Source organism: Staphylococcus shinii, from assembly GCF_017583065.1.
Taxonomy (GTDB): domain Bacteria; phylum Bacillota; class Bacilli; order Staphylococcales; family Staphylococcaceae; genus Staphylococcus; species Staphylococcus shinii.
Window position 1 is genome coordinate 92121 of sequence record NZ_JAGEVL010000005.1, and the last position, 25511, is coordinate 117631.

19 protein-coding genes are annotated in these 25511 nt (G+C 33.0%); 14 read left to right on the forward strand and 5 right to left on the reverse strand.

What is annotated here, in order from left to right; all coding sequences use genetic code 11:
• Positions 1-130: 130 nt before the first annotated feature.
• The gene (locus tag J5E45_RS06980) at positions 131-847 is read right to left on the reverse strand and encodes a class I SAM-dependent methyltransferase (protein WP_039067493.1); all 717 of its coding nucleotides are present in this window, start codon (positions 845-847) and stop codon (positions 131-133) included.
• A gap of 527 nt (positions 848-1374) precedes the next feature.
• Between J5E45_RS06980 and J5E45_RS06985 the strand changes: the two genes are divergently transcribed.
• The gene (locus tag J5E45_RS06985; protein WP_208181925.1) at positions 1375-2997 is read left to right on the forward strand and encodes a BCCT family transporter; all 1623 of its coding nucleotides are present in this window, start codon (positions 1375-1377) and stop codon (positions 2995-2997) included.
• A gap of 177 nt (positions 2998-3174) precedes the next feature.
• Here J5E45_RS06985 and cudC read toward each other — a convergent pair whose 3' ends face one another.
• Positions 3175-3735, reverse strand: coding sequence for a choline uptake/conversion transcriptional regulator CudC (cudC, locus tag J5E45_RS06990; protein WP_039067491.1), 561 nt, complete (start codon positions 3733-3735; stop codon positions 3175-3177).
• Between the two features lie 197 nt (positions 3736-3932).
• Between cudC and betB the strand changes: the two genes are divergently transcribed.
• Both betB and betA read left to right on the forward strand, forming a co-directional pair.
• On the forward strand, positions 3933-5426 hold the full coding sequence (betB, locus tag J5E45_RS06995) for a betaine-aldehyde dehydrogenase (protein WP_208181932.1): 1494 nt from the start codon (positions 3933-3935) through the stop codon (positions 5424-5426).
• A gap of 67 nt (positions 5427-5493) precedes the next feature.
• Complete coding sequence (betA, locus tag J5E45_RS07000) at positions 5494-7176, forward strand: choline dehydrogenase (RefSeq protein ID WP_069793197.1); 1683 nt, start codon at positions 5494-5496, stop codon at positions 7174-7176.
• A gap of 460 nt (positions 7177-7636) precedes the next feature.
• Here the strand turns inward: betA and J5E45_RS07005 are convergent, their stop codons facing one another.
• Positions 7637-9799: a bifunctional glycosyltransferase/CDP-glycerol:glycerophosphate glycerophosphotransferase gene (locus tag J5E45_RS07005; RefSeq protein ID WP_119605104.1), complete on the reverse strand. Its 2163-nt coding sequence runs from the start codon at positions 9797-9799 to the stop codon at positions 7637-7639.
• A 521-nt stretch (positions 9800-10320) separates the two neighbouring features.
• Between J5E45_RS07005 and J5E45_RS07010 the strand changes: the two genes are divergently transcribed.
• The 3 genes from J5E45_RS07010 (at position 10321) to J5E45_RS07020 (ending at position 13070) form a co-directional block, all read left to right on the forward strand.
• On the forward strand, positions 10321-10710 hold the full coding sequence (locus J5E45_RS07010) for a GNAT family N-acetyltransferase (RefSeq protein WP_338061906.1): 390 nt from the start codon (positions 10321-10323) through the stop codon (positions 10708-10710).
• A gap of 248 nt (positions 10711-10958) precedes the next feature.
• Positions 10959-11585 (forward strand): nitroreductase family protein, encoded by a 627-nt coding sequence (locus J5E45_RS07015; RefSeq protein ID WP_208181933.1) that lies wholly within the window; start codon positions 10959-10961, stop codon positions 11583-11585.
• A gap of 345 nt (positions 11586-11930) precedes the next feature.
• Positions 11931-13070, forward strand: a complete 1140-nt coding sequence (locus J5E45_RS07020; RefSeq protein WP_101050164.1) for a CapA family protein — start codon at positions 11931-11933, stop codon at positions 13068-13070.
• Positions 13071-13120: 50 nt separating this feature from the next.
• Here the strand turns inward: J5E45_RS07020 and J5E45_RS07025 are convergent, their stop codons facing one another.
• Positions 13121-14062 carry a nucleoside hydrolase gene (locus tag J5E45_RS07025; RefSeq protein WP_208181935.1) on the reverse strand — a complete coding sequence of 314 codons (942 nt, stop codon included), beginning with the start codon at positions 14060-14062 and terminating at the stop codon, positions 13121-13123.
• Positions 14063-14356: 294 nt separating this feature from the next.
• Between J5E45_RS07025 and J5E45_RS07030 the strand changes: the two genes are divergently transcribed.
• From J5E45_RS07030 to argB, 6 genes are all read left to right on the forward strand, one after another.
• Positions 14357-15757: an MFS transporter gene (locus J5E45_RS07030; RefSeq protein WP_039067481.1), complete on the forward strand. Its 1401-nt coding sequence runs from the start codon at positions 14357-14359 to the stop codon at positions 15755-15757.
• Between the two features lie 575 nt (positions 15758-16332).
• The gene (locus tag J5E45_RS07035) at positions 16333-17976 is read left to right on the forward strand and encodes an APC family permease (RefSeq protein WP_039067479.1); all 1644 of its coding nucleotides are present in this window, start codon (positions 16333-16335) and stop codon (positions 17974-17976) included.
• 481 nt (positions 17977-18457) lie between these two features.
• Positions 18458-19651: an ornithine--oxo-acid transaminase gene (gene rocD, locus J5E45_RS07040; RefSeq protein WP_039067478.1), complete on the forward strand. Its 1194-nt coding sequence runs from the start codon at positions 18458-18460 to the stop codon at positions 19649-19651.
• 39 nt (positions 19652-19690) lie between these two features.
• Positions 19691-20722 (forward strand): N-acetyl-gamma-glutamyl-phosphate reductase, encoded by a 1032-nt coding sequence (argC, locus tag J5E45_RS07045; RefSeq protein WP_069793192.1) that lies wholly within the window; start codon positions 19691-19693, stop codon positions 20720-20722.
• Positions 20723-20745: 23 nt separating this feature from the next.
• Positions 20746-21984 (forward strand): bifunctional glutamate N-acetyltransferase/amino-acid acetyltransferase ArgJ, encoded by a 1239-nt coding sequence (gene argJ, locus J5E45_RS07050; RefSeq protein ID WP_039067475.1) that lies wholly within the window; start codon positions 20746-20748, stop codon positions 21982-21984.
• A 12-nt stretch (positions 21985-21996) separates the two neighbouring features.
• Complete coding sequence (argB, locus tag J5E45_RS07055; protein ID WP_039067474.1) at positions 21997-22758, forward strand: acetylglutamate kinase; 762 nt, start codon at positions 21997-21999, stop codon at positions 22756-22758.
• Between the two features lie 127 nt (positions 22759-22885).
• Here argB and J5E45_RS07060 read toward each other — a convergent pair whose 3' ends face one another.
• Positions 22886-24121, reverse strand: coding sequence for an ArgE/DapE family deacylase (locus J5E45_RS07060; RefSeq protein WP_039067472.1), 1236 nt, complete (start codon positions 24119-24121; stop codon positions 22886-22888).
• A 203-nt stretch (positions 24122-24324) separates the two neighbouring features.
• Between J5E45_RS07060 and J5E45_RS07065 the strand changes: the two genes are divergently transcribed.
• Both J5E45_RS07065 and ssuE read left to right on the forward strand, forming a co-directional pair.
• Complete coding sequence (locus J5E45_RS07065) at positions 24325-24714, forward strand: DUF1398 domain-containing protein (RefSeq protein ID WP_039067471.1); 390 nt, start codon at positions 24325-24327, stop codon at positions 24712-24714.
• Positions 24715-24887: 173 nt separating this feature from the next.
• Positions 24888-25427, forward strand: coding sequence for an NADPH-dependent FMN reductase (gene ssuE, locus J5E45_RS07070; RefSeq protein ID WP_039067470.1), 540 nt, complete (start codon positions 24888-24890; stop codon positions 25425-25427).
• Positions 25428-25511: the final 84 nt, after the last annotated feature.

Sequence of the window (25511 nt, forward strand, 5' to 3'; positions counted from 1 at the left end):
CCACTCCTTTTACTTTATTCAATTAATAGTATGATAAAAAACTGTCTGAAACGCAAGTTGTAGGCACCTTATATAACTAAATATAATAAATTTTCTATCTATTATAAAAAATGCGTAATAATAACTGTAACTATTTTGTAACGGATATTAAAAATATAGGCGTTGGGTTATAGAAAGCGTCCTTTTCATTATAAATACGATGATATACTCCTTCATCAAAGTGTATATGATTAAAACCTAATTCTTTAAGTATTTGAATATCATATTGAGGCCGGGGTTGGTGATTAATTGAGATGCTCTGCTTAATAGCTTCACTTTCTGCTAGCATGTCTTTACCAAGCGTGTCATGCGCATGGTTTGATCCAATAGATTCATAAGACTCAAATGAATCTTTGCCATAATCAGCATCAATATTTATCAATTTACCTTGTGGTTTTAAAACGCGTAACCACTCTTTATAAGCACCTTTTGTATCTGGTAGGAGCCAAGTTACATTTCTTGAAATAACTATATCAAACGTTTCATCTTCAAAGTTTAGATTTTCAGCATCCATAATTTTAAAGTCTATATTTTGTTTGAAGTGTTGTGCATTTGCTTTAGCATGTTCTATCATCTCTGGTGAAAGATCTATACCAGTGACTGCTCCTCCATGCTGAGTACATAAGATTGCTAAAAAACCAGCGCCAGTACCGATATCTAAAATTTTCATGTCTTTATATATAGGGGCGATTTGATTGATTTCATTAATCCAAGTTAATGCATGTTTACTCTCTAATTCTGCTTGTTTATTTTCGCCAAAAGAGCCAGCACGTTTATCCCAGTAATTAACAATTTGTGATTTCTCCATTTGTAGTACTCCTTTATTCAATTCAATTATAAAATGTCTTACCTTATTATAGAATATTTGTACGAAAAAGTGAGTTAAGACAATTAAAACATTTAAATTTTGCATATTATTACCAATAACGACATTCATTTTACCTAATTAAAAATTTCTGATTTTATATTTTTTTGGTATTAAGAATTTTGGATTTTAATAATAATTAATTCTAATTTTTTGAATTCATAGAAAAAAATAAAAACAAATATTTATGCATTATTTAAGTATAAATATCCAATTATAAAAATTGTAAGATTCATTAATTACGTTAAATTTAAACTTAACACTGTGATTGTGCCAATTTTCTTATGATGGAAAGATGTTCATATTATATAATTATTCATATTTTGGTAAAAGTATTTTTGAATGTAATTTGCATTATTATTTAAAGTTCGTTAGGCTCATGTTTGTGAATTAATATTTTGTTTTGCTAACGTTTATTTATTTTAGCAACTTATACATAATAAGAAAATTAAGTTCAGGGGTGTTCAAAAATGGAAAAGAATAAAGTCATGGATTGGACGACCTTTATAGGATCATCGATAATTTTACTTATTGCAGTAATTCCTATGATGGTCTTTCCAAAAGCCAGTCAAGACATTATTACTAAAATGAATGATGCTGTTTCTAGTACAATAGGTTCTATATATTTACTGATTGGCTTAGTAACGTTGATTTTCGTATTATACATAGCTTTTGGTAAATATGGCAATGTAACTCTAGGTAAAGCAACAGATAAACCTGAGTTTAATAATTTTAGTTGGGCAGCAATGCTGTTTTGTGCAGGGATTGCTTCTGATATTTTATACTGGGGTATCATTGAATGGGCGTTTTATTATCAAGATCCTCCACACGGAGTTAATGGTATGACAGATAGCGCACTTAATTATGCTACGATGTACGGCATGTTCCACTGGGGGCCAATTGCATGGGCGACATTTGTGTTACCGGCACTTTGCATTGGTTATCTTGTATTTGTGAAGAACAAACCAGTTTATAAAATCAGTCAAACTTTACGTCCTGTATTAAAAGGTCAAACAGATGGTATTGTCGGAAAAATAGTTGATATTGTCTTTATTTTTGGTTTGTTAGGCGGAGCAGCTACATCATTAGCTTTAGGCGTGCCGATGATTACAGCAGGAATAGAGCGTCTTACAGGAATGGATGGAGATAATATGCTCATGAAGAGCGCTATTTTATTAATTATTACAGCTATATTTGCTTATAGTTCTTATTCAGGTTTGAAAAAAGGTATTAAAGTTTTAAGTGATGGAAATGTGATCTTATCATTTATATTACTTGGATTTGTGTTAGTTGTTGGTCCGACTATATTTATAATGGAAACAACAATCACTGGTATGGGTAACATGTTTAAAAACTTTTTCCAGATGGCAACATGGATTGAACCTTTTGGTGGTATAGGGGGACGTGAAGAAACAATGTTCCCTCAAAAATGGACGATATTCTATTGGTCTTGGTGGATAGTTTATGCACCATTTATTGGATTATTTATTGCACGTATATCAAGAGGTCGTACACTAAAAGAACTTGTTTTAGGTACATTAATATATGGTACATTAGGCTGTATGTTATTCTTTGGTATTTTTGGAAATTATGCAGTGTATTTACAAATAAGTGGTCAATTTAATGTTATTGAATTCTTAAATTCACATACTACTGAAGCTACAATAATTGAAGTTTTACATCATTTGCCGTTTCCAAATTTAGTTATTATTTTATTCTTAATTTCAGCTATTTTATTCTTAGCAACAACATTTGACTCTGGTTCTTATATTTTAGCTGCAGCATCACAGAAAAAAGTGATTGGCGAACCATTAAAAGCCAATAGATTATATTGGGCATTTGCATTGTGCTTGTTACCATTTGCTTTAATGTTAGTGGGTGGCGAACGTGCATTAGATGTATTGAAAACAGCTTCTTTATTAGCCAGTGTGCCAGTATTAGTTGTTTTTGTAATGATGATGATATCCTTCTTACGGACATTGTCTGAGGACCGACTCAAATTGGAACATCGCGCTGATAAATATAGGGAAGTAGAACGTCGTTCATTAAGAATTACACAAGTGAGAGAGAAAAAAGAAGACGACAATTTATAAAAGGAAAAATAGCTGCCGACAGCATGTCGGCAGCTATTTTTTATAAGCTTTACTAATTAAATAAAAAGGGAATACCTGTAATATTGAACGAGCTTAAAATAAATATATTGAGCAAGAATGAAGGTGAATCATTAACAGAATAAGTAATGTGATCTTTATTATTATAAATCCGAAAACTTAGTCTTCTCTGTGCGTTTCCTCTGGTATGGGGAAGTATTTAAAGATTTCGCCACTTTCAAGCGCATCACTTAATTGATCTAACCATTCATAATAGGGCAATGTATCAACGAGTTGCTGTTTAGTTTCAACTGCTTCACTCTTAGTAGCCTCATCAACGTTTTTATCATTAATGATTTTATCTAACATTGCAACTGAATCATGAACTGCTTCAGCGTTAATGACAATTTCTCTCCTCCATTTTCGAGTGAAAAAATTTCTGAAGAAATTAAAGAAATCTTTTTCAGCTATGAAATGCTGTTTTCTACTTCCACGTGTAAATTGTTGTTTTACGATATCAAATTCTTGGAGTCTTTTAACGCCAGCACTCATACTCGGCTTACTCATTTGTAATTGTTCGCGCATTGCGTCCAACGTCATACTATCTTCGAAAAGCATAGTTCCGAATAAATTTCCGACACTTCTATTGATGCCATATAAATCCATTGTCTCACCAATTGCATTGATAACAATGTCTTTGGCTTCGTCTAATTGATTTTCAGGGTTATTAGAATGTACCAATGTGTACACCTCCGATTAAATTTTTTAAGTTCAAGTTAAAAAGGTCAATTAATCTAAGAATTATAGATATCAGATCATAATTGAAAATGAGTGTGTAATATTTGAACTCGTTTGACACCCTTTCAACTACTATGCTAACATAAAATCTATAAAATTCGTTAAATAAAAATTTAACAAACTTAACGGAGGTAATTTTAATGGAACTTGTAAAAAATTTATCTCGCCGTCAATTTATTGATGGTGAGTGGGTTGAAAGCTCAAATAAAGAAACAAGAAAAATTATTAATCCATATAATCAAGAAGTGATTTTTGAAGTTGCAGAAGGAACAGCCGATGATAGCGAGCGTGCAATATTGGCAGCTAGACGCGCATTTGAAGATGGCGAATGGGCTAACGAAACAAGTGAAAATCGTGGTAAGAAAGTGAGAGCAATCTCTGACTTAATCGTTAAACATCGTGAAGAATTAGCTAAACTTGAAACGTTAGACACTGGTAAAACGTTAGAAGAATCTTATGCTGATATGGACGATATTGCTAATGTATTTAATTTCTTTGCTGGACTAGCAGACAAAGATGGTGGTGAAATCATAGATTCACCGATCCCAAATACAGAAAGTAAAGTCATAAAAGAACCAGTTGGTGTTGTTACGCAAATCACGCCATGGAATTACCCTTTACTTCAAGCATCTTGGAAAATAGCACCTGCATTAGCTTCAGGATGTTCATTAGTTATGAAGCCGAGTGAAATTACTCCATTAACTACTATTCGTGTATTTGAATTGATGGAAGAAGTTGGCTTCCCACAAGGTGTTATTAACCTTGTACTAGGTAAAGGTTCAGAAGTAGGCGAGCCCTTATCATCACATAAAGAAGTGGACCTAGTATCATTTACTGGTGGTATTCAAACAGGTAAACACATTATGAAAAATGCGGCAGATCATGTAACAAATATTGCTTTAGAATTAGGCGGTAAAAATCCAAATATTATATTTGATGATGCTGATTTTGATTTAGCAGTAGATCAAGCATTGAATGGTGGATTTTTCCATGCAGGTCAAGTTTGTTCTGCAGGAGCAAGAATTATCGTGCAAAACGATATTAAAGAAAAATTTGAAGCAGCACTTATAGAAAGAATAAAAAATATTAAATTAGGTAACGGTTTTGACGAAGATACAGAAATGGGACCAGTCATCTCAGCCGAGCACCGTGAAAAAATTGAAAACTATATGGAAGTTGCTAAATCTGAGAATGCAACGATTGCAATTGGTGGGAAACGCCCTGAACGTGAAGATTTACAAGCTGGTTTCTTCTTTGAACCAACAGTTATTACGGATTGTGATACGTCAATGCGTATTGTACAAGAAGAAGTGTTTGGACCTGTTGTAACGGTTGAAAGTTTCACAACTGAAGCAGAAGCAATCGAGCTTGCTAACGATTCAATTTACGGATTAGCAGGTGGCGTGTTTACAAATGATGTTGGAAAAGCAGAACGCGTAGCAAATAAATTAAAAATGGGTACCGTTTGGATTAACGATTTCCATCCATATTTCGCACAAGCACCATGGGGCGGATATAAACAATCAGGTATTGGTAGAGAGCTTGGTAAAGCAGGATTAGCTGAATATCAAGAAGAAAAGCATATTTTACGTAATACCAATCCAGAAACAGTCAATTGGTTCGGTAAAGCATAACTAAATTATAAATATATAAATAGAGAAGGCTAAATAACATTTAATAGATTCAGGAGGCAGTATAACTATGAAAGAATCATATGATTATATCATCATAGGTGGCGGTAGCGCTGGTTCAGTACTAGGCGGCCGTTTAAGTGAGGACGTATCAAATAATGTACTTGTATTAGAAGCGGGGCGTAGTGATTATCCATGGGACTTATTAATACAAATGCCAGCAGCTTTAATGTATCCAGCTGGTAATAAATTATATGATTGGATTTATGAAACAACGCCAGAACCACATATGGGAGGCCGTAAAGTTGGCCATGCACGTGGTAAAGTTTTAGGCGGTTCAAGTTCAATTAATGGTATGATTTATCAAAGAGGGAACCCAATGGATTATGAAAAATGGGCCAAACCTGAAGGTATGGATTCATGGGATTATGCGCATTGTTTACCATATTTCAAACGACTAGAAACAACATTTGGTTCTACGAAAGACGACCCTTATCGAGGGCATCACGGTCCAATCAAGTTAAGACGTGGTCCAGCTGATAATCCATTATTCCAAGCATTTTTCAATGCTGGCGTTGAAGCAGGTTACAATAAAACACCAGATGTAAATGGTTTCCGTCAAGAAGGCTTTGGTCCATTTGACAGTCAAGTACATAATGGTCGTCGTGTATCAGCTTCAAGAGCATATTTACATCCAGCGATGAAACGTAAAAACTTAGAAGTACAAACACGTGCTTTTGTTACGAAATTAAACTTCGAAGGTAATAAAGTTACAGGAGTAACATTTAAGAAGAATGGTAAAGAGCATACAGTTAACGCGAAAGAAGTTATCTTATCTGGTGGTGCAATTAACTCACCACAATTATTACAATTGTCAGGTATAGGTGATTCTGAACACTTACGTTCATTAGGTATTGAACCTCGTATTCACTTACCGGGTGTTGGTGAAAACTTTGAAGACCATCTAGAAGTTTATGTGCAACATGCATGTAAGCAGCCAGTATCAATGCAACCAAGTTTAAATAAATTGAAGATGCCATTTATTGGTTTACAATGGATTTTAGGACGTAAAGGTGCAGCTGCATCAAACCATTTTGAAGGTGGTGGCTTCGTTCGTTCTAACGATGAAGTAGATTATCCAAACTTAATGTTCCACTTCTTGCCAATCGCAGTAAGATACGATGGTACAAAAGCACCAGCTGCGCATGGTTATCAAGTACACGTCGGCCCTATGTACTCAAATTCTCGTGGTCACTTGAAGATTAAATCAAAAGATCCATTTGAAAAACCAGAATTTGTATTCAACTATTTATCTACAGAAGAAGATAAACGCGAATGGGTTGAAGCGATTAAAGTGGCAAGAAATATCTTGAAACAAAAAGCATTAGATCCTTTTAATGGTGGAGAGATTTCACCGGGGCCTGAAGTACAAACAGATGAAGAGATTATAGAATGGGTTAAACGTGATGGCGAGACTGCTTTACATCCATCATGTAGTTGTAGAATGGGGCCTGCTTCTGATGAAATGTCAGTTGTAGATCCAGAAACATTCAAAGTTCATGGCATGGAAAATTTACGTGTGGTAGATGCTTCAGTAATGCCACGTACGACAAACGGTAATATCCATTCACCGGTACTAATGATGGCAGAAAAAGCTTCTGATATTATTCGTGGTAAAAAACCATTAGAACCAGAATACATTGATTTCTATCGTCACGGTGTACATGATAAAGACGCTGGTACAGTTAAATAAATACCAGATACTTAGTTTAATATAGATGATTTTGTGGCTGGGACAAATTTTAATTGTCTCAGCCTTAATCATTAAACCCGCTTCTCTAAAAAGTCATTTCTAAATTTATTAAGTTAACAGTTTTATGCAATAACTTCAACTCAGCTAACCTTTTATACCTATCAATGCTAGTCATATTTGGCGGGTAGCGATGACGTAATCTAATTTGCTTAAACAGATTTCTGTCCCATTCCTAAGATATCATTTATTGAATGATAGATGATTTGGTTACACGTAGTAAAGGTTTGCTGTTAACTATAAAAACTATAATCAAGTAATTTATATACAAGAAAGAGCCCGGACTGTCCGGGCTCTTTCTTTGTTTAAGGTGTGACTTATGCATGGCACTAGCATAGCTTAATTAAGCCCTAATGAAATGAGCTGTAATTAAAGTTAGATTGCTATAATACACTAAGGTAAATTAATTATGCTTTTTACCTGTAATTAAATCTGCAATTGCTTTAGAGCCTTCACCTTTTTCTAATGAGCAGAACTCATTATAGAATTTATCGATTTTATCCTTATAATCTATAGCGACTTGATCTAAGTTTTTTAGATCTTCTGTTAACTGGTAAGCATCTTGATGGATAGGACCAGGTAGGTCTTTGTGATAATCAAGATAGAATCCGCGTAAATCTTTACCGTATTTATCTAAGTCATAAGCAAAGAAGAATTGTGGTCTTTTAAGTACACCATAATCAAACATTACAGAAGAGTAATCAGTGATTAGGCAATCTGAAATTAAATACAATTCAGAGATATCACTATAGTTTGATACATCAATTGCAAAATCTTCATAACCACGTAAATCTAATGCATTAGAAATGAGGTAATGCATTCTTAGTAATACAACATATTCATCACCTAATTGTGCTTGTAGGTTATCTAGATCAATTTGTAAGTTGAATAGATACTTACCTTTTTTGACGAACTCATCATCTCTCCACGTTGGTGCATACATAATAACTTTCTTATCTGCAGGTAAGTTTAGATTTTCTTTAATTTGTTGAATGTATCCTTTATCATTTGCGTGATTCACCAATACGTCATTTCTTGGATAGCCAATTTCAAGAATTTGTTCTGGATTCATCCAAAAAGCAGTTTCGAATATTTTGGACGAATAAGCATTAGGTGAAACAAGATAATCCCAGCGACTTGTTTCTTCTCTGAAATTACGTTTGTAATTATCAGTGGTCGTACCAGGCATACGAATTACTTTCATATCATTTGCTAGACGTTTCAAAGGTGTTCCATGCCAATTTTGAATATAGACTTGGTTAGGTTTTTTATTTAAGTATAAAGGTAATCTTGCGTTAGTTACCCAATACTTAGCTGTTGAATAAGCATCATAATACTCTTTAGAACCTTTTTTTACTTTTTTAGCTGGACCAGGTAAGTGAACTTTAGAAGGGCTTTTGAAGACCCATATAAATTCATAATTTGGGTGATGTTTCATCATATATTCATAAATATATTTAGGGCTATCACTATAATTTTTACCGGCGAAGGCTTCGAATACAATTCTATTGCTTTTTACTTTATCTTCGCTATCTGTTAATTGATACAGCGCACGATGTTTATTTTTTCTACGTAAAACAATATTTTTAACTAAACGTGCTTGCTTTCTGAACTGGTTCACTTTAAAAGCAGAATTACGTTTATTCAACATCAGCATTAATGATTCAATCATAAATAATGGTTTTTCATTTTTAAATATTGTAGGTAGTAATTCACGCGTAACTTTTGGAAGTAATTCACTATTGTTTTCGTAACGTTCAGGTAATTTTCTTAATGATGGTTCAAAAGAACGTTTGAATAAATTTTTCATTTTATTTTTAATAAACACTTTGTTTTCTTTTAGTGGCGCACGTTTAACAGAATCTGAAAAACTATAGACATAATCGTTAAATATAATGCCAAAGTCTTGTTGGGATAATGCTGGTTTTAAAAATGGATCGTAGATTTCTCCTTTAATATAGAAAGGAAATTGGCTGATACGAACAAAATCATTAGCATATTTAATGAATTCTAATATAAATGACCAATCAACAAAGATATTTAAATCTTCGTTAAATTGTAGGTTGTGTCCACGTGCGATTGCCGTTTTGAAAACAATATTACAAACCGTTTGTTTACGTAAAAATTGGTTTGATTTTGTTTTTGTATTTAAATATTCTGTACGTACTAAATTTTGATCGACGTATTGAGGAATATCTAAAGTAAAAGAATGAATAGGCGCAATTAAAGCATCAAAACTATTCAATTTCTTCATATAAAATGATAAAGCATAAGAAGCTAGGTAATCATCCGAATCAATAAAAATGAAATAAGGTGATTCAACTTCTTTAAGGCCAATGTTTCTAGCATGTGCATGGCCAGTATTATGTGGTAAATCTATTACTTTAATGGGGATATCCCATTCTTTAGTAGTTGCTGTCGCAATTTCTTTAGAATTATCAGTTGAACCATCATTAACTAAAATGAGTTCAAAATCTTGGAATCTTTGTTTTTTAAGACTACTCAAACATCTTTCGATATAATCTTCTGAGTTGTAATAAGTCACTATGACTGAAATGGACTTCATTATGTTCCCTCTTTTTTTAAATTTTCTCTATATTTTTATACAAGGTAAAATATTAACAAATTTCAATCGTAAATATCAACTATTAATATATTGGTAGAAAGACTGATTTTGTAAAATAATGCTCTAAGAATTAAAGTATAGGTATTTTTTGGCAATTGAACCTAAAGTACATATTGTAGCATGACTTAAAAGTATAAATAAAAACAAACGAGGTTTGATACTTATACAAAAAAATTATGAATAATTTCAGTGCTTTTTTCGATTATTTATTTTTTAAAGGATGCTACTAATATATTTTACTATAAATTTACAAATAATATAGTGTGTAATTAAAATTTAAAATATATCAAACGCATACATTGGAGAGAATTCTCATTTTTTATGAAAAAATAAATATTTTTAGTGTGAAGAGGTATTAATTAAAGCTAGAATATGAGAAAGAAATATTATAAATAATTGAGGAGTGAGATATTATATCTATTAGAAAAGCGAATGCTCAAGAATTAGAAGTGATTAATCAAGTGATACCAGAAGTATTTAAAGAATCAGTAACTGTGGATTTTAATTTGAGTGATGCTTTAATGCGTACGATGTCTAAGCAATTACAAGAAGAAGGCGCATCGTATTTTGTTTATGGTGAAGGTGAAGTTGTACAAGGTTTTATCCTTATTGATAAAAAAATAGATACTTTTGAACAGAAGGAATACGGTTTTATTTATGAATTATATGTATTCGAAGATTATAGAAAACAAGGTATAGCTGAGAAATTAATTCATTTTGTTAATGATTACTTTAAAAAACATAGCGTCAATGAAGTAAGGCTTAACGTATATGCAGAAAACGTGGCGAAACAATTATATGAAAAAATAGGATTTCGAGAAAAAACTATTACAATGTCTATTGATATCTAGATATAATTATTCAAAAATTTGTGTATTTTTTAAATAAAAATAGTTTTAAATTGAGTTGGGAAAATAAATGATTATTTAGAAGCACGTCATCTCTTTATGAAAAAATTTATACATATAAACACTGATTGTAATAAGGTTTTAAAATGTTTTGTTGTATTATGAAAAATATTAATAAACAAAAGATTTGTAAAAGTGGTCAAATTGAGTATAATTTGATTTTGTTAAAAATAATTAAGGAGTAGAAAAGAATGACAAATAATAATTTTGAAGATATTTTAAACAATAGAAAATCAGTGAAGGTGTTTGACGAGCAATTTAAAATCCCTAGAGAAGAAATGGACGAAATGATTCAAAAAGCAACGAAAGCCCCATCCTCTGTTAATATGCAACCTTGGCGTTTTCTAATAGTAGAAAGTGAGGAAGGTAAAGACAAATTACGTCCACTAATTCGTTTCAACACACGTCAAAATGACACATCCTCAGCAATGGTAGTTATTTTTGGTGATATGCAAAGCCAAACTTACGGCGAAGAAATTTATGATAATGCTGTAAAACACGGTTTTATGCCTGAAGAAGTGAAAGATGAAATGTTAGATAAAGTGGTAGCACTTTATGATAGTGCTCCTAAAGCGCAAATGAATGATATCGTTAAAATCGATAGTAGTTTAGCTGCAATGCAATTTATGTTAGTTGCGAAAGCGCATGGTTATGATACAAATCCAATTGGTGGATTTGAAAGTGATCAAATAGCTGATGCGTTCGATATTGATGCAGAACGTTATGTACCGGTATTGATTGTTGCTGTTGGGAAAGCAAAGAACCCAGCTCATGATTCATATAGATTACCTACTGAAACTGTAACGCAATATGTTTAGCCAATAGTTCGGCTATATTACTGGCATTTAAATCATTTATTTAGTTATATTTGAAAATAGCATTATCAAAAAATATTAGATACTAAAGACGTGTGCAATTTTATAAGTTGGCTAATATTTAAAAGTACTTGTTTTAAGATTTTTGGCTATTCGTCAACCTTATATCATGCTATGGGTGAGTGTATGACATCATTATGTTAAAGATGATTTCATATACTCACCTTTTTTATATAATAAAATGTAAAATGTTTGTTTATTATTGAACTGTATTACAAGAAAAACTATACTAATAATTAATGTAAGCGTATGTATAACAAAATTTTTGATGAGAGGGAGTCAAACAAGATGAAGTATCGTATACTATTAATTTTATTGATTTCACTTTTTTTAACGTTATGTATATTTTGTTTGTCAGATCAAAGGAATTTAACTCAAAAAGCATCTTTTTATGCAGTGGGTGATAATTTAATACATCCAGTTGTATATCGTGATGCTTTACAAAGCAATGGTGATTTTAATTTTGAACCTATGTATGAATCGTTACAGAAAGAAATACAAGCTGCGGATATTGCCTATATAAATCAAGAATCACCAATTGGTGGAGATGAAAAAGGGCTTTCTGGTTTTAAGCAGTTCAATACACCTAGTGATATTGCAGAAGATGTTATGAACACAGGCTTCAATGTAGTTAATGGTGCTAATAATCATGCTCTAGATCAAGGTACTGATGGATTATTAAATGAGATTGAGTTGTGGGAACATTTTAAGCATGTTTTTTATACAGGCACATTTAAATCTCAAAAGGACAGAGATACGATTCCAACATTTAACAAAAATGGTATTAAAATCGCAATGCTAAGTTATACATATGGAACGAATGATATTAAACCGGAAAATAAATATCAAATTAACTACTTTAATGAGGAACAAATCAAAAAAGATGTAGCAAAAGCTAAAGAACAAAGTGATATGGTTATGGTATCGGCACATTGGGGTAATGAAGGCAAACACGAGCCTAATGCACAACAGAAAAAATATGCCAAGGTTTTTGCTGATGCAGGTGTCGATGTAGTAATCGGCACACATCCTCACGTGATTCAGCCAATCCAATGGGTGAAGGGCGACAATAATCATCAAACATTGGTTGCTTATTCCCTGGGAAATTTCTTGAATGGCCAATCTACTGGTAATGAAAGTAATGCGCTAGGGGGCAATCTTCAGTTTAATATTGAAAAACAACCTAAAGGTATAACAATCAAAGATGTAAAATGGAAGTCATTAGTAACACATTATGACATTGCGAATCCGCTTGATAGTAATACTAGACAAAATTTCAAAATGTATCCACTGGATGATTATAGTAATAATAAAGCTAAAAAGCATGCCCTGAATTCAAAACCAAAGAATGAAATGACCAAAGACAAATTGGAAGCTATTACGAAAAAAGTCATAGGTGATCGGTATCTAGATGACAGTAGTTATTAAACATATAAAACCCTGAGCCATTAAATTATGGTTCTGGGTTTTTTCGTCTATTACTTAGTAACTTTTTTAGCTAAATCCGTAATATATTTAAAGAAATTATCATGCTCAACATGATCGATTACTGAAATTGGTCTACCATGTAAATCATCGACATAAGTTTTACCTTGGCTAGGACCTTCTGTATACACAGATACATTTAAGTCATGCTTATGAACCAGATTAGGCATGCCAACATAAGCTGTAGTTAGGACATCCCAAAGGAAATAAGTTGAATTTGTTTGAAAATGAGTTAATGGTGGAACGGCAGCATAACTTACACCTAAGAAATCTACCCCTGGATAATGACGTTCATTTGCCCATCCCTGTCTAACATCCCATGTCATAGGTACTTGATTGGTACTCTCTAAAGCAACCATATCTATTATAATATCTGTATCAAAAACTGTTTTTACAGCCTCTGGATCCCAAAATGCATTCCATTCTGCAGTGCCATCGTGCTCAGGTTCTTCTACATTACCTTTTTCTAAAAATGTCCCGCCCATCCATACTAATCGTTCGATATTTTGAACAATAGTAGCATCTACAGCAATTGCTTTAGCTAAATCAGTCAGTGGTCCAGTAAAGAGTAAAGTGACTTTTTCGGGACTACCTTGAATTTTTTCAATTATATCTTGATAAGCTTCAGATTCAAGTATATTAGATTGACCGTTTGTAGGCTCGTTTAATATAGGCAACGCATCCATAAAGAAAGCGTGCATACGCCAATCTTTTGGAAATGGATTCTTTCCACGTTCTTTTGAAGCGGCTATGTGAATAGGATGTTCAGAAAAACGATTTATAATTTTTTGAGAGGCACTTACTGCGGGCTCAATATAACTATCTGCACCAATGGCGCTGACACCAACAAGTTTGATATCGTCCATATGTAATAGAAGAAATAAGGAAATTAAGTCATCTACGCCACCATCATGGTTAAAGTAAATTTGTTTCATTTTAAATACGCCTCCATATGTTGTTGATGCTCTTATTATAACAAAATTTAACAGGCCTAGTTATAAGCTAGGAAGTGAGTTCTTATCACAAATATAAGTTATTGTATAACTTGAAATGCTAATTTAACTTAGTCACTCACATTAAATATAACTGTTATAAAATGCTCTATACATTTAAATTTTGGATATTTTTTGAGGATTTAAAACGACTATTATTCGAATTTTAATTGTTTATAAAATGATATAGAGGTTATGTTATATTAGATGGAAACAAATTAAGGGGTGTTTTTATTTGTGAAGTTTAAAAAGGAAAAAGTTAACAGAGTAGATTCGGATCAAGCTAAAAAAGGCGTGGTCGCTACAAGTATTGGTAATGCCATTGAATGGTTTGACTTTGGTTTATATGCACAATTAGCAGTCATTCTAAGCGCAAATTTCTTTGGCAATTTACCGCAAGAAATGCAAATAGTATCTACGTTTGCTGTATTTGCTTTTGCATTTATTGTTAGGCCTATCGGTGGTATATTTTTCAGTCATTTAGGGGATAAATATGGACGGAAAATTGTACTGTCGACAACAATACTACTTATGGCAGCATCCACACTGATGCTGGGCTTATTACCAACACAAGAACAAATTGGTATATGGGCACCGATTCTATTGCTAGTAGTTCGTATGATTCAATCGTTTTCGACAGGTGGGGAATATGCAGGCGCAATGACTTATATTGCTGAAACAGCGCCTGATAAGACTCGTGGTAAATTGGGAAGCGGTTTAGAAATTGGTACACTTGCTGGTAATATAATGGCGGCGATTTTAGCAGGCTTGATGTATTCATTACTAAGTGATCAACAAATGGCAGATTGGGGTTGGAGAATTCCATTTATTCTTGCTGCACCATTAGGTATTGTGGGAATTATTTTACGTTCAAGATTGGATGAAAGTCCGGCTTATGAATCTACATTAGAGGAAAAAGAAGAATTAGAATATTCTTATTTAGATATATTCAAATATTACTGGAGAGACGTTGTCGTTTGCTTCACTGGTGTTGCATTCTTAAATGTCGCAAACTACATGGTGTTATCTTATATGCCATCTTTCCTTAACTCAACTATTAACTTAGGTGGAACGATGGGTTCTATATTAAGTACTATAACAATGTTAATGATGATACCTGCAGTGTTTTTCTTCGGTTGGTATAGTGATAAGGTCGGTAATAAACGCACAATAATATTTGGATTAGCAGGGTTTAGTTTATTTTCCGTACTTGCTTTTTGGTTAATGAGTATACCAATGATTCCATTCGTATTATTAGGCTTGTTTATTATTGCATTATTCATGTCTACATTTGAAGGTGTAATGCCTTCAGTTTTACCAAGTATGTTCCATACGAAAGTCAGATTACGTACTTTATCACTTGTATATAATATTGGTGCTGCGGTATTTGGTGGTTTAACACCATTTATCCTTTCTACATTAGTAGAAACTACAGGACAACAAATTGCACCTTCATATTATCTAATGTTTATCAATGTGGTTGGACTTATTATTTTTATAACGATGTTCAAATCTACATCTAATAAATCACTTAGAGGTTCTTATCCAAACGTTGAGACACAGGCGGACTTTGAAGATGTTGTGAAAAATCCTAAGGACGCACTTTGGTGGGAAGAAGAAGAAAAGCATAAAAACTAAGTATAGCTAAGAGTTGTTATTTTACACAAATAGCAGCTCTTTTTATAGAGGAATGTAATATAGCTATAAGATTATGCTTGATTGTAATGTGATTTATTTAATTTTTATATTTGTGTGACATTATAAAAAAAGCAGTATTTACAAGGTATTTTGAGAATAAATTGTAAATACTGCTTTTATTTTGTATTTATACACATTAAAAGTAAATGTGATGTTAAATTTGTTTTTTTATGTAATATAAAATGCTTTAAACGCTGAGGTTATAGGCTTCAAGTAACATTTGCTACTTTTTAGAATTTATTTGTATTTATACTTTAAATGAATAAATGAGTAACATTAAAAAATAAGCCTTCACGTTGTTTGTATCGTGAGGTCAAAGCGTATTAATTGTACAAAACTATCATACAGTAGTTATCTCTATTTTGTATAAAAATACCAAAACATACATAGTTTGGCAGTTGAAATGTTGATTTGACTTGAATTTTAATCAGAGTATAATAACGAAATATACAAGACCGTGTATAAACTTTACATTTCCTTGATATGATATAAAAGACGTTTAAATAGGAGTAATTATGGAACAAAAGGATGAAAGTAATAAGATTAATTTACCGCAGTTGGTATTGCTAGGTTTAGGGTCACTCATTGGTTCTGGTTGGTTGTTCGGTGCTTGGGAAGCCTCATCTATAGCAGGCCCAGCTGCAATTATCTCGTGGATTATAGGTTTTGTAGTCATTGGATCAATTGCTTATAACTACATAGAGATAGGTACGATGTTTCCACAATCTGGTGGAATGAGTAATTATGCGCAATATACACATGGTTCGTTGTTAGGGTTTATTGCCTCTTGGGCTAACTGGGTGTCGTTAGTAACAATTATCCCCATCGAAGCAGTGTCAGCAGTACAATATATGAGCTCTTGGCCATGGTCATGGGCAAAATTCACCACAGGCTTAATGAAAGATGGTTCTATAAGCAACGCTGGTTTAATGGCAGTGTTTGTGATTATTATTATCTTTTCGTTATTGAACTATTGGTCAGTTAAACTGTTAACCTCATTTACAAGTTTAATTTCAATATTTAAATTAGGTGTGCCCTTATTGACGATTATTATGTTAATGATTTCTGGATTCGATTCAGGTAATTACGGGCATACCGTAGGTCAATTTATGCCTTATGGTTCAGCACCGATATTTGCAGCGACCACTGCTTCTGGAATCATCTTTTCTTTTAATGCGTTCCAAACGATTATTAATATGGGGTCAGAAATACAAAAACCCGAAAAGAATATCGCGCGAGGCATAGCTATTTCACTAACATTAAGTGCGGTGCTATACATAGTGCTTCAAAGTACATTTATTACATCAATGCCTAGTGACATGCTTCATGAAAATGGTTGGAGTGGCATTAACTTTAACTCTCCATTTGCTGATATGGCCATTCTTTTAGGCTTAAATTGGTTAGCTATTTTGTTATATATGGAAGCTGTTGTTTCACCTTTTGGTACAGGCGTATCATTTGTTGCGGTGACTGGTCGTGTACTACGCGCAATGGAAAAAAATGGTCACATCCCTAAATTTTTAGGAAAAATGAATGAAAAATATAAAATCCCACGTGTGGCTATTATTTTTAATGCCATTATTAGCATGGTAATGGTGTCATTGTTCCGAGATTGGGCGACATTAGCAAGTGTTATATCAACAGCAACACTAGTGGCCTATTTAACTGGTCCGACCACAGTTATTTCATTACGGAAAATGGCTCCTAATATGCATAGGCCGTTTCGTGCAAACTTACTGAAATTTATGGCACCATTCTCCTTTGTTATGGCGTCGCTAGCGATTTATTGGGCGATGTGGCCGACAACTGCACAAGTAATCTTTATTATTATTCTAGGTTTACCAATTTACTTCTTTTATGAATATAAAATGAATTGGAAAAATACTAAGAAACAAATCGGAGGTAGTTTGTGGATTATTTTATACCTTATTGTACTTGCTTTCTTATCATTTATAGGAAGTAAGGAGTTTAAAGGTATGAACTGGATTCATTATCCGTATGATTTTATAGTCATTATCGTCATCGCACTAATATTTTATAAAATTGCTACGTCTAGTTATTTTGAAAGTATTTATTTTAAACGTGCTAAGAAAATAAATGAAGATATGCGTGAGGATTTACGAGAGAAACATAAAATAGCACAAACAACAGAAGATTGATTCAACTAATTAGAAATAATATAACAAAAGAGTTTTAACGATGACTTAATGGCACATTACTATTAATGATCATTTAACTTTAAATTTGTCTGAAACTATAGAGAAACAAGTCAACTTTGTGGGGGCAAGCATACGAAAATAAATTATTTTTTAATTCGTGTGCTCGCCTTTTTTATTATTTTTATGTGTTACGGTAGTCTGAAACGTTTTGCGCAACAAACTAACGCAATTTCATTTGAGTACAATTTAACGGTATGCTATATATTATGCAGAATAAATGCATATAAATTATTAAATCACCCCACGCTAATTATTTTGAAAATTTAGATAACTTATATTTTTATTGCGATAAATCAAGGTTTTAAATATTTTTTTAGTGTAAAAATTCAAAAAAACCTTTGACTAATAGAAAAAATAAGCGTATCATATATGAATATTAATTCAGTTTTAAGAATAAATATAAAAGGAATGAGGATTTTTGATGAACGATTTATTTGCACTAACAGATCAGTATAGTTCGAACAATTATAGCCCGCTAAAATTAGCATTGGCTAAAGGTCGTGGCGCTAAAGTATGGGATGTAGAAGACAATAGTTATATAGATTGTGTTTCGGGTTTCTCAGTCGTCAATCAAGGGCATTGTCATCCTAAAATTATAAAAGCATTTCAAGAACAGAGTGAAAAAATAACAATGGTTTCTCGTGCTCTATATAGTGATAATCTAGGAAAATGGGAAGAAAAGATATGCTCACTTGCTAATAAAGAAAAGGTTCTTCCAATGAATACAGGCACCGAAGCTATTGAAACAGCAATTAAAATTGCTCGTAAATGGGGCACAGACATAAAAGGTGTTAATGATGGTGAAGGTGAAATTATTGCGATGAAGGGAAACTTTCATGGTCGTACGTTAGGCGCTTTATCGCTGTCTTCTCAAGAAAGTTATAAACAAGGTTTTGGTCCCTTATTAAATAACGTTCACTACACTGACTTTGGTGATTTAAGTCATTTGAAAGATTTAATTAATAAGAATACAACAGCTATTATATTAGAACCTATTCAAGGTGAAGGTGGCGTCAATATTCCTCCTGATAATTTTATCAAAGAAGTCCGCAAATTATGCGATGAACATAATGTGTTATTTATTGCAGATGAAATACAAGTCGGCCTTGGACGTACAGGTAAAATGTTTGCAACGGAATGGGAAGGTGTAGAACCTGACATCTATTTACTAGGTAAGTCACTTGGCGGAGGACTATACCCAATATCGGCAGTATTAGCTAATCATGATGTCATGGATGTATTAACACCAGGTACACATGGTTCCACATTTGGAGGAAATCCACTTGCTTGTGCGGTTTCAATGGCTGCATTAGATGTGCTAATTGAAGAAAAGCTAATAGAGAATTCTGCAAAACTTGGACAAAAGTTATTAAATCAATTGCAACTTATAGATAGTAACATCATCTCTGACGTGAGAGGTAGGGGATTATTTATCGGAATAGAACTAACAGAAGCAGCGCAACCATATTGTTTAGAGATGATTGAAAAAGGTGTGTTATGTAAAGAAACCCAAGGTAATATTATTCGTATTGCGCCACCACTAGTTATTAATGAACAAGAAATTGATAAAGTGATCAGTGTCATCACTGAAGTATTAGAAAAAAGCGGAAAATAGTATTATAAAAGACCGAATATTCAGAAAGGAATGAACGTCATGATAGATGTTGGCATTGTTGGAGGCAGTGGTTATGGAGCGATTGAATTAATTAGGTTATTAACACATCATCCATATGTAAATATTAAATATATATTCTCACATTCAAAAATTGATGAACCAATCAAAGAAACATTTCCTCACTTGAGTCACTTAACACATCAATATGAAGCACTGAATAGTGAGCAGATTGATTGTGATGTTGTATTCTTCGCAACACCTTCTAATATAAGTAAAGGTTTAGCACCATCATTAATTGAAAGAAATATAAAAGTTATTGATTTATCTGGTGATTTCAGATTGGGTGATAGATCTGTATATAAACAATTCTATGGTGAATCAGCAGCACCACAAGAACAATTAGAAAAAGCCAATTACAGTATTGCAGAATGGTCAAATATTGAACAAAACCATACGCAATTAGTTGCAAATCCGGGGTGTTTCCCTACTGCTACATTGTTAGCGATACACCCACTTGTTGACGAACAAATAATTAACAATGATTCTATTATTATTGATGCCAAGACTGGTGTTTCAGGCGCTGGAAGATCATTAGCACAGCATGTCCATTATTCAGAGATGAATGAAAACTTTAGCGCTTATGCGATAGGTAAGCATAAACATAAACCTGAAATAGAACAGTATATTTCAAAGCTAGCAAATGAAAATATAAAAGTAGTATTTACCCCACATCTTGTACCGATGACAAGAGGCATCTTATCAACAATTTATGTAAAACTTAATCAACATGTAACTAATGAAGGTTTACATGCAATTTTCACAGAATATTATGATGATAAACCATTTGTTCGAATTAGAGATCTTGGCAATTATCCTAAAACAAAAGAAGTATATGGCAGTAATTTTTGTGATATAGGGATTTATGTCGATGAAGAAAGCCAAAGTGCAATTATAGTATCGGTAATTGACAATTTAGTTAAAGGGGCAAGCGGCCAAGCAATACAAAATTTAAATTTAATGTATGGATGGAACGAAAATACAGGATTAACTCAAACACCAGTATATCCATAAACTAATTTGAAAGGGGAGAGAAGATGATAGATATTGAAACAATTGATACGTTAAACCAATTAAATATAGATTTACAAGGTGATGTAAGTTCACCTTTAGGATATATCGCCGGCGGATTTCATGCAGGATTAAGAAGAAAGAAAAAAGATTTCGGTTGGATTTACTCGACTACAGAAGCAACAGCTACAGGTGTATATACACTAAATCGTTTTAAGGCAGCGCCTTTAAAAATAACTGAAGATAGTATTAACGTTAATAAAACATTACAAGCAATTGTGGTTAATTCAGCGAATGCAAACTCATGTACAGGTGAAAAAGGAATGCAAGATGCGCTAGATACACAAGCTTGGGTAGCAGAACATTTGAATATTGAGCAACAAAACGTTGGTGTTGCATCGACAGGCGTTGTAGGTGCGTTTCTACCTATGGATAAAATTCATTATGGTACACAACACGTTTTGAAAGAAGAATATAATAATAGTAAATTTTTCAATCAAGCTATTTTGACAACAGATACAGCGACTAAACATTTATCAGTACAAGTTGAAATTGATGGTAAGACGGTTACCGTTGGCGGTAGTGCTAAAGGTTCTGGTATGATACATCCAAACATGGCAACAATGCTTGGATTTATAACAACTGATGCTAATATTGATGAAGATACTTTGGATTATTGTCTAAAACAAGCAACGGATCAATCGTTTAATATGATTACGGTTGATGGTGATACAAGTACAAACGACATGGTACTATGTATGGCTAATGGACAAGCGAACAATAGTAAAATTGATGCTTTACATCCAGAGTGGCATAAATTTGTATATGCCTTCAACTTTGTAAGTCAATACCTTGCGAAATCAATTGCCAAAGATGGCGAAGGTGCTACGAAATTAGTTACTGCAAAAGTAACAGGTGCGCCTAATGTTAAAGAAGCAAAAAAGATTGCTAAAAGCATTGTATCTTCTAATTTAGTCAAAACGGCTATACATGGTGAAGACGCAAACTTTGGCAGAATTGTAAACGCAATAGGTTACGCATCACAATTTGTAGAACCAAATGAGACAAATGTTTCTTTTTGTCAGTTACCAGTATTAGAACAAGGTATTCATTTAGAGTTTGATGAGGAATTATTAAAAGAACGTTTAACAGAAGATAACATTGTAATAGAAGCTTCAGTTGGAAACGGTGATGGTGAAGCGGCAGCATATGGTTGTGATTTATCATATGAATATGTGCGCATTAACGCATCGTATAGAACGTAAGGAGTGTATCGTATGAGTTATATTGTTATAAAAATAGGCGGTAGCACGTTAACTAATCTACATGCTTCGACGATTGAGGATATTTCTAAATTAAAGGAACAAGGCTACCAACCAATCATTGTGCATGGTGGTGGTCCATTTATAAATAAAGCATTAGAGCAACAAGGTGTAGCGCCTTTATTTGAAGATGGTTTGAGAGTTACGACAGATGAAGTATTGTCAATAACAAGCCAGACATTAGTAGGTAATGTAAACCCAGGTCTAGTAAGTAAAATTAATCAATCTAATATACAAAGTATTGGTATGAATGGTATAGATGCTAAACTTTTTGATGTAGCGCCACTAGACGAGAAATATGGATATGTAGGTGAACCCAAAGATATAAATACATCTGTATTTGATAAAATAACGGACCAATTTATTCCAGTCATTGCTTCAATTGGTATGAACCAAGCAACGTCACAATTATATAATATTAACGCGGATACATTAGCTTATAAAATAGCACAAGCACTTAATGCGCCTCTCTATCTTTTAAGTGATATTCCAGGTGTTTTAATTAATAAAGAAGTACAGTCTACGTTGAACGCAGAACGTATTCAGTGCTTTATCGATCAAGAATTGATATATGGAGGGATGATTCCTAAAGTACAAGACGCAATCCAAGCAATTGAACTTGGCTGTCAAAAAGTTGTGATTGCAGCAGGAAGTGAAGCACATATTATTAAAAAATTACAAGATGGTGAAAATGTAGGCACAACAATACAACAATAGATACACATTTCCAATAAATAAATGTAAGTAGATTATTAATATATGTAATAGCATAAAGAATATGAAAAAGGGCTTAAGTCTTATAATACATAAGAGTTAAGCCCTTTTTCATATTTAATGATTTATTCTATTTATGGTTGTTTGTGTAAGTAGTTAATAAGTCTGTATAGAAATCAATAAATTTGAAGTACATTGATTTTTCAACTCGTTCGTCAATTTGATGTGGTTTTTCACCAGGACCAAATACTAGGAATGGGAAGTTTTCATCTTTGCCACGTAATAAATTAGAAGCATCTGTAACGCCACCGATTGGAGCCGCAATGAAATCTTTATCAAATGCTGATTTAGCAATTGCTTGAGCAGTATCGATTAAGCTATTTTCACCTGTAGTCAAAACAGGGTCTAAATCAAGGTATAAATCACTTTCTAATTTAGCACCTTTAGCATTATGTTTGTCAATTGTATCGTCAAACAATGCTTTAACTTGATCGTTATTATACTCTGGGATTGTACGAATATTGAAGTCTGCATCTGCATCTTCTGGTACAGAATTGACTTGAACGCCGCCTTTAATTAAAGTATTTGTGATTACAAGGCCTTGTAGGGCATTTTCAATTTCTTCTGCAGCATATGTTGCAGGTAGGGATTGTTTCATTCTATCTATAAAGTGAGTGAAATCTAAAGCGTTGCCTTGTACTTCTTTAGAAATTTTATTGTAAGAAGCATCTATATCTTGAATAAATTCGATTAAGGGCTTAATTGCGTTAAAGCCGAGGATTGGCATTGAGCTATGTGCGGATGTACCGTGAGATTTTATGCGATAGTCCATTGAGCCTTTGTGTGCATAAACCATCATATCTTGGCATGGTTCAGCTATTACAAGTGCCTCAACATCGTCCATATAACCTTTTTCGTATAAACTTTGTGAACCAAGTTGCTCCATTTCTTCGCCAGTTGTTGCTAAGAATTTAATACGTCCTTGTTTTAATGATTGTGTATTGTTGATTTCAATTAGTGCAATGGCTAAAGCGGCAAGACCAGATTTCATATCTGCAGCGCCACGTCCATATAAGAAACCATCGTCTTCAGTTAATGTGAATGGCTCGTAAGTCCATTGACTATGATCACCTTCAGAAACAACATCCATGTGACCGGAAATACCGATAACAGGTTGTCCTTCACCAATTTCAGCAATTAAGTTAGCTCTACGGTCGTCAATTTTATCAATCGTAGAATCAATACCGTGTTGTGCAAATAGTTTTTGAAAATATTCACACACTTCAATTTCATTATCATTTACTGTGTTCATTGCCACAATATCAGATAAAATTTGTACTTTTTCTTCGTTGGAAAATGTACTCATAACATACCACTCCTTTTAAAAACTATCACAATTATACATCTGGCAATTTAATTTGATAAGCAAAAGGACTTTTATTTAAAATCTTATAATAATTTTATTTATTTTGTGTAAAGTTATTACGCGGTATTTAGTTGTAAAAAACCTTGTTTTACTAAACTTTTAAAGATATGATAATAAAAAACAAGATACTAAGGAGAAACATTATGACTTTTTCATTGTCTGCAATTCATCAAGCACATCAACAATATACTGGTGTAGATTTTCCAAAATTATTTAAAGCGTTTAAAGTAATGGGAATAACGATTAATACAGTTGATATTCAAATTGGAACAACAGTATATACGCATCAAAATGGAGAACAAATTATAGATACAGGTGTGAAAAGTACTGTACCTATAGCAAAACATACAGATAAAGAGCAAGTGAAAGAAGCATTGGTACAACATCAAGCAGGTGAAACAGACTTCCCAACCTTTTGTGATGCAATGGCGCAATCAGGAGTTTATAAGTGGCATATAAGTATTGACGCTGGGACATGTGCTTACATAAATTTAAATAATGAAATTGTTATTATCGAGCAGATTCCAGAATAATGATTTTTATGGGATATAAGGAAAGAGATAAGTTTTTAAGACGAATATTATGACAGCATTAATCATTGATGATACGCTAGGCTCATAGAATAATTAACATAACAAATCCAGCATATTTATATGTAGTTTATTATAGTGAGGTTATAGCAAGTTATGGGAAGGGGTTCATTAATATGACAAGTGTAGCTATTATTGCAGGTGGCAATAAAATACAATCACGTTTAACCGGAGTTGTGGATTATGCCGAACAATATTTGAATGGTGTAGGAATTGATACTGAAGTCATTCATGTCCATCAGCTTGATGCTGAAGCATTAATTACAGCAGATTTTTCGAACGACTCAATTAATGAAACGCACAAAAAAATTGAAAATGCAGATGGCATTATCATCGTATCCCCAGTGTTTAAAGCAGCATATTCAGGTATAGTTAAGACTTATCTCGATTTATTACCACGAGGTGCATTTACTGGGAAAACTGTATTGCCTTTAGCATTAGGAGGCACATTCGCACATGTACTGGCAATTCAGTATAGCTTAGACCCAGTGATTAAAGAGCTAGGGGCAGATACGATTCATAAAGGTAGATTTATTTTAGATAAGCACATTACTGCAAATGAAGATGGGACATATGGCTATGATCAAGAAGCGAAAGATGGACTGAACAAAACGTTAAAAAAGTTTGTCAGTGATAAAGCTCAAGTGACGGAATAAATTGATGTCTCATATGCTTAGTATTTAATATACGGGACATATATGTTGGGATAATCGTTGATTTTAATTAGACAAGTCTAGAAA

Bases quoted from the DNA above. Each gene is read 5' to 3' on its own strand.
- J5E45_RS06980 (WP_039067493.1), bottom strand. From the start codon at position 847: ATGGAGAAATCACAAATTGTTAATTACTGGGATAAACGTGCTGGCTCT.
- J5E45_RS06985 (WP_208181925.1), top strand. From the start codon at position 1,375: ATGGAAAAGAATAAAGTCATGGATTGGACGACCTTTATAGGATCATCG.
- betB (WP_208181932.1), top strand. From the start codon at position 3,933: ATGGAACTTGTAAAAAATTTATCTCGCCGTCAATTTATTGATGGTGAG.
- betA (WP_069793197.1), top strand. From the start codon at position 5,494: ATGAAAGAATCATATGATTATATCATCATAGGTGGCGGTAGCGCTGGT.
- J5E45_RS07005 (WP_119605104.1), bottom strand. From the start codon at position 9,799: ATGAAGTCCATTTCAGTCATAGTGACTTATTACAACTCAGAAGATTAT.
- J5E45_RS07015 (WP_208181933.1), top strand. From the start codon at position 10,959: ATGACAAATAATAATTTTGAAGATATTTTAAACAATAGAAAATCAGTG.
- J5E45_RS07020 (WP_101050164.1), top strand. From the start codon at position 11,931: ATGAAGTATCGTATACTATTAATTTTATTGATTTCACTTTTTTTAACG.
- J5E45_RS07025 (WP_208181935.1), bottom strand. From the start codon at position 14,062: ATGAAACAAATTTACTTTAACCATGATGGTGGCGTAGATGACTTAATT.
- J5E45_RS07035 (WP_039067479.1), top strand. From the start codon at position 16,333: ATGGAACAAAAGGATGAAAGTAATAAGATTAATTTACCGCAGTTGGTA.
- rocD (WP_039067478.1), top strand. From the start codon at position 18,458: ATGAACGATTTATTTGCACTAACAGATCAGTATAGTTCGAACAATTAT.
- argC (WP_069793192.1), top strand. From the start codon at position 19,691: ATGATAGATGTTGGCATTGTTGGAGGCAGTGGTTATGGAGCGATTGAA.
- argJ (WP_039067475.1), top strand. From the start codon at position 20,746: ATGATAGATATTGAAACAATTGATACGTTAAACCAATTAAATATAGAT.
- argB (WP_039067474.1), top strand. From the start codon at position 21,997: ATGAGTTATATTGTTATAAAAATAGGCGGTAGCACGTTAACTAATCTA.
- J5E45_RS07060 (WP_039067472.1), bottom strand. From the start codon at position 24,121: ATGAGTACATTTTCCAACGAAGAAAAAGTACAAATTTTATCTGATATT.
- J5E45_RS07065 (WP_039067471.1), top strand. From the start codon at position 24,325: ATGACTTTTTCATTGTCTGCAATTCATCAAGCACATCAACAATATACT.
- ssuE (WP_039067470.1), top strand. From the start codon at position 24,888: ATGACAAGTGTAGCTATTATTGCAGGTGGCAATAAAATACAATCACGT.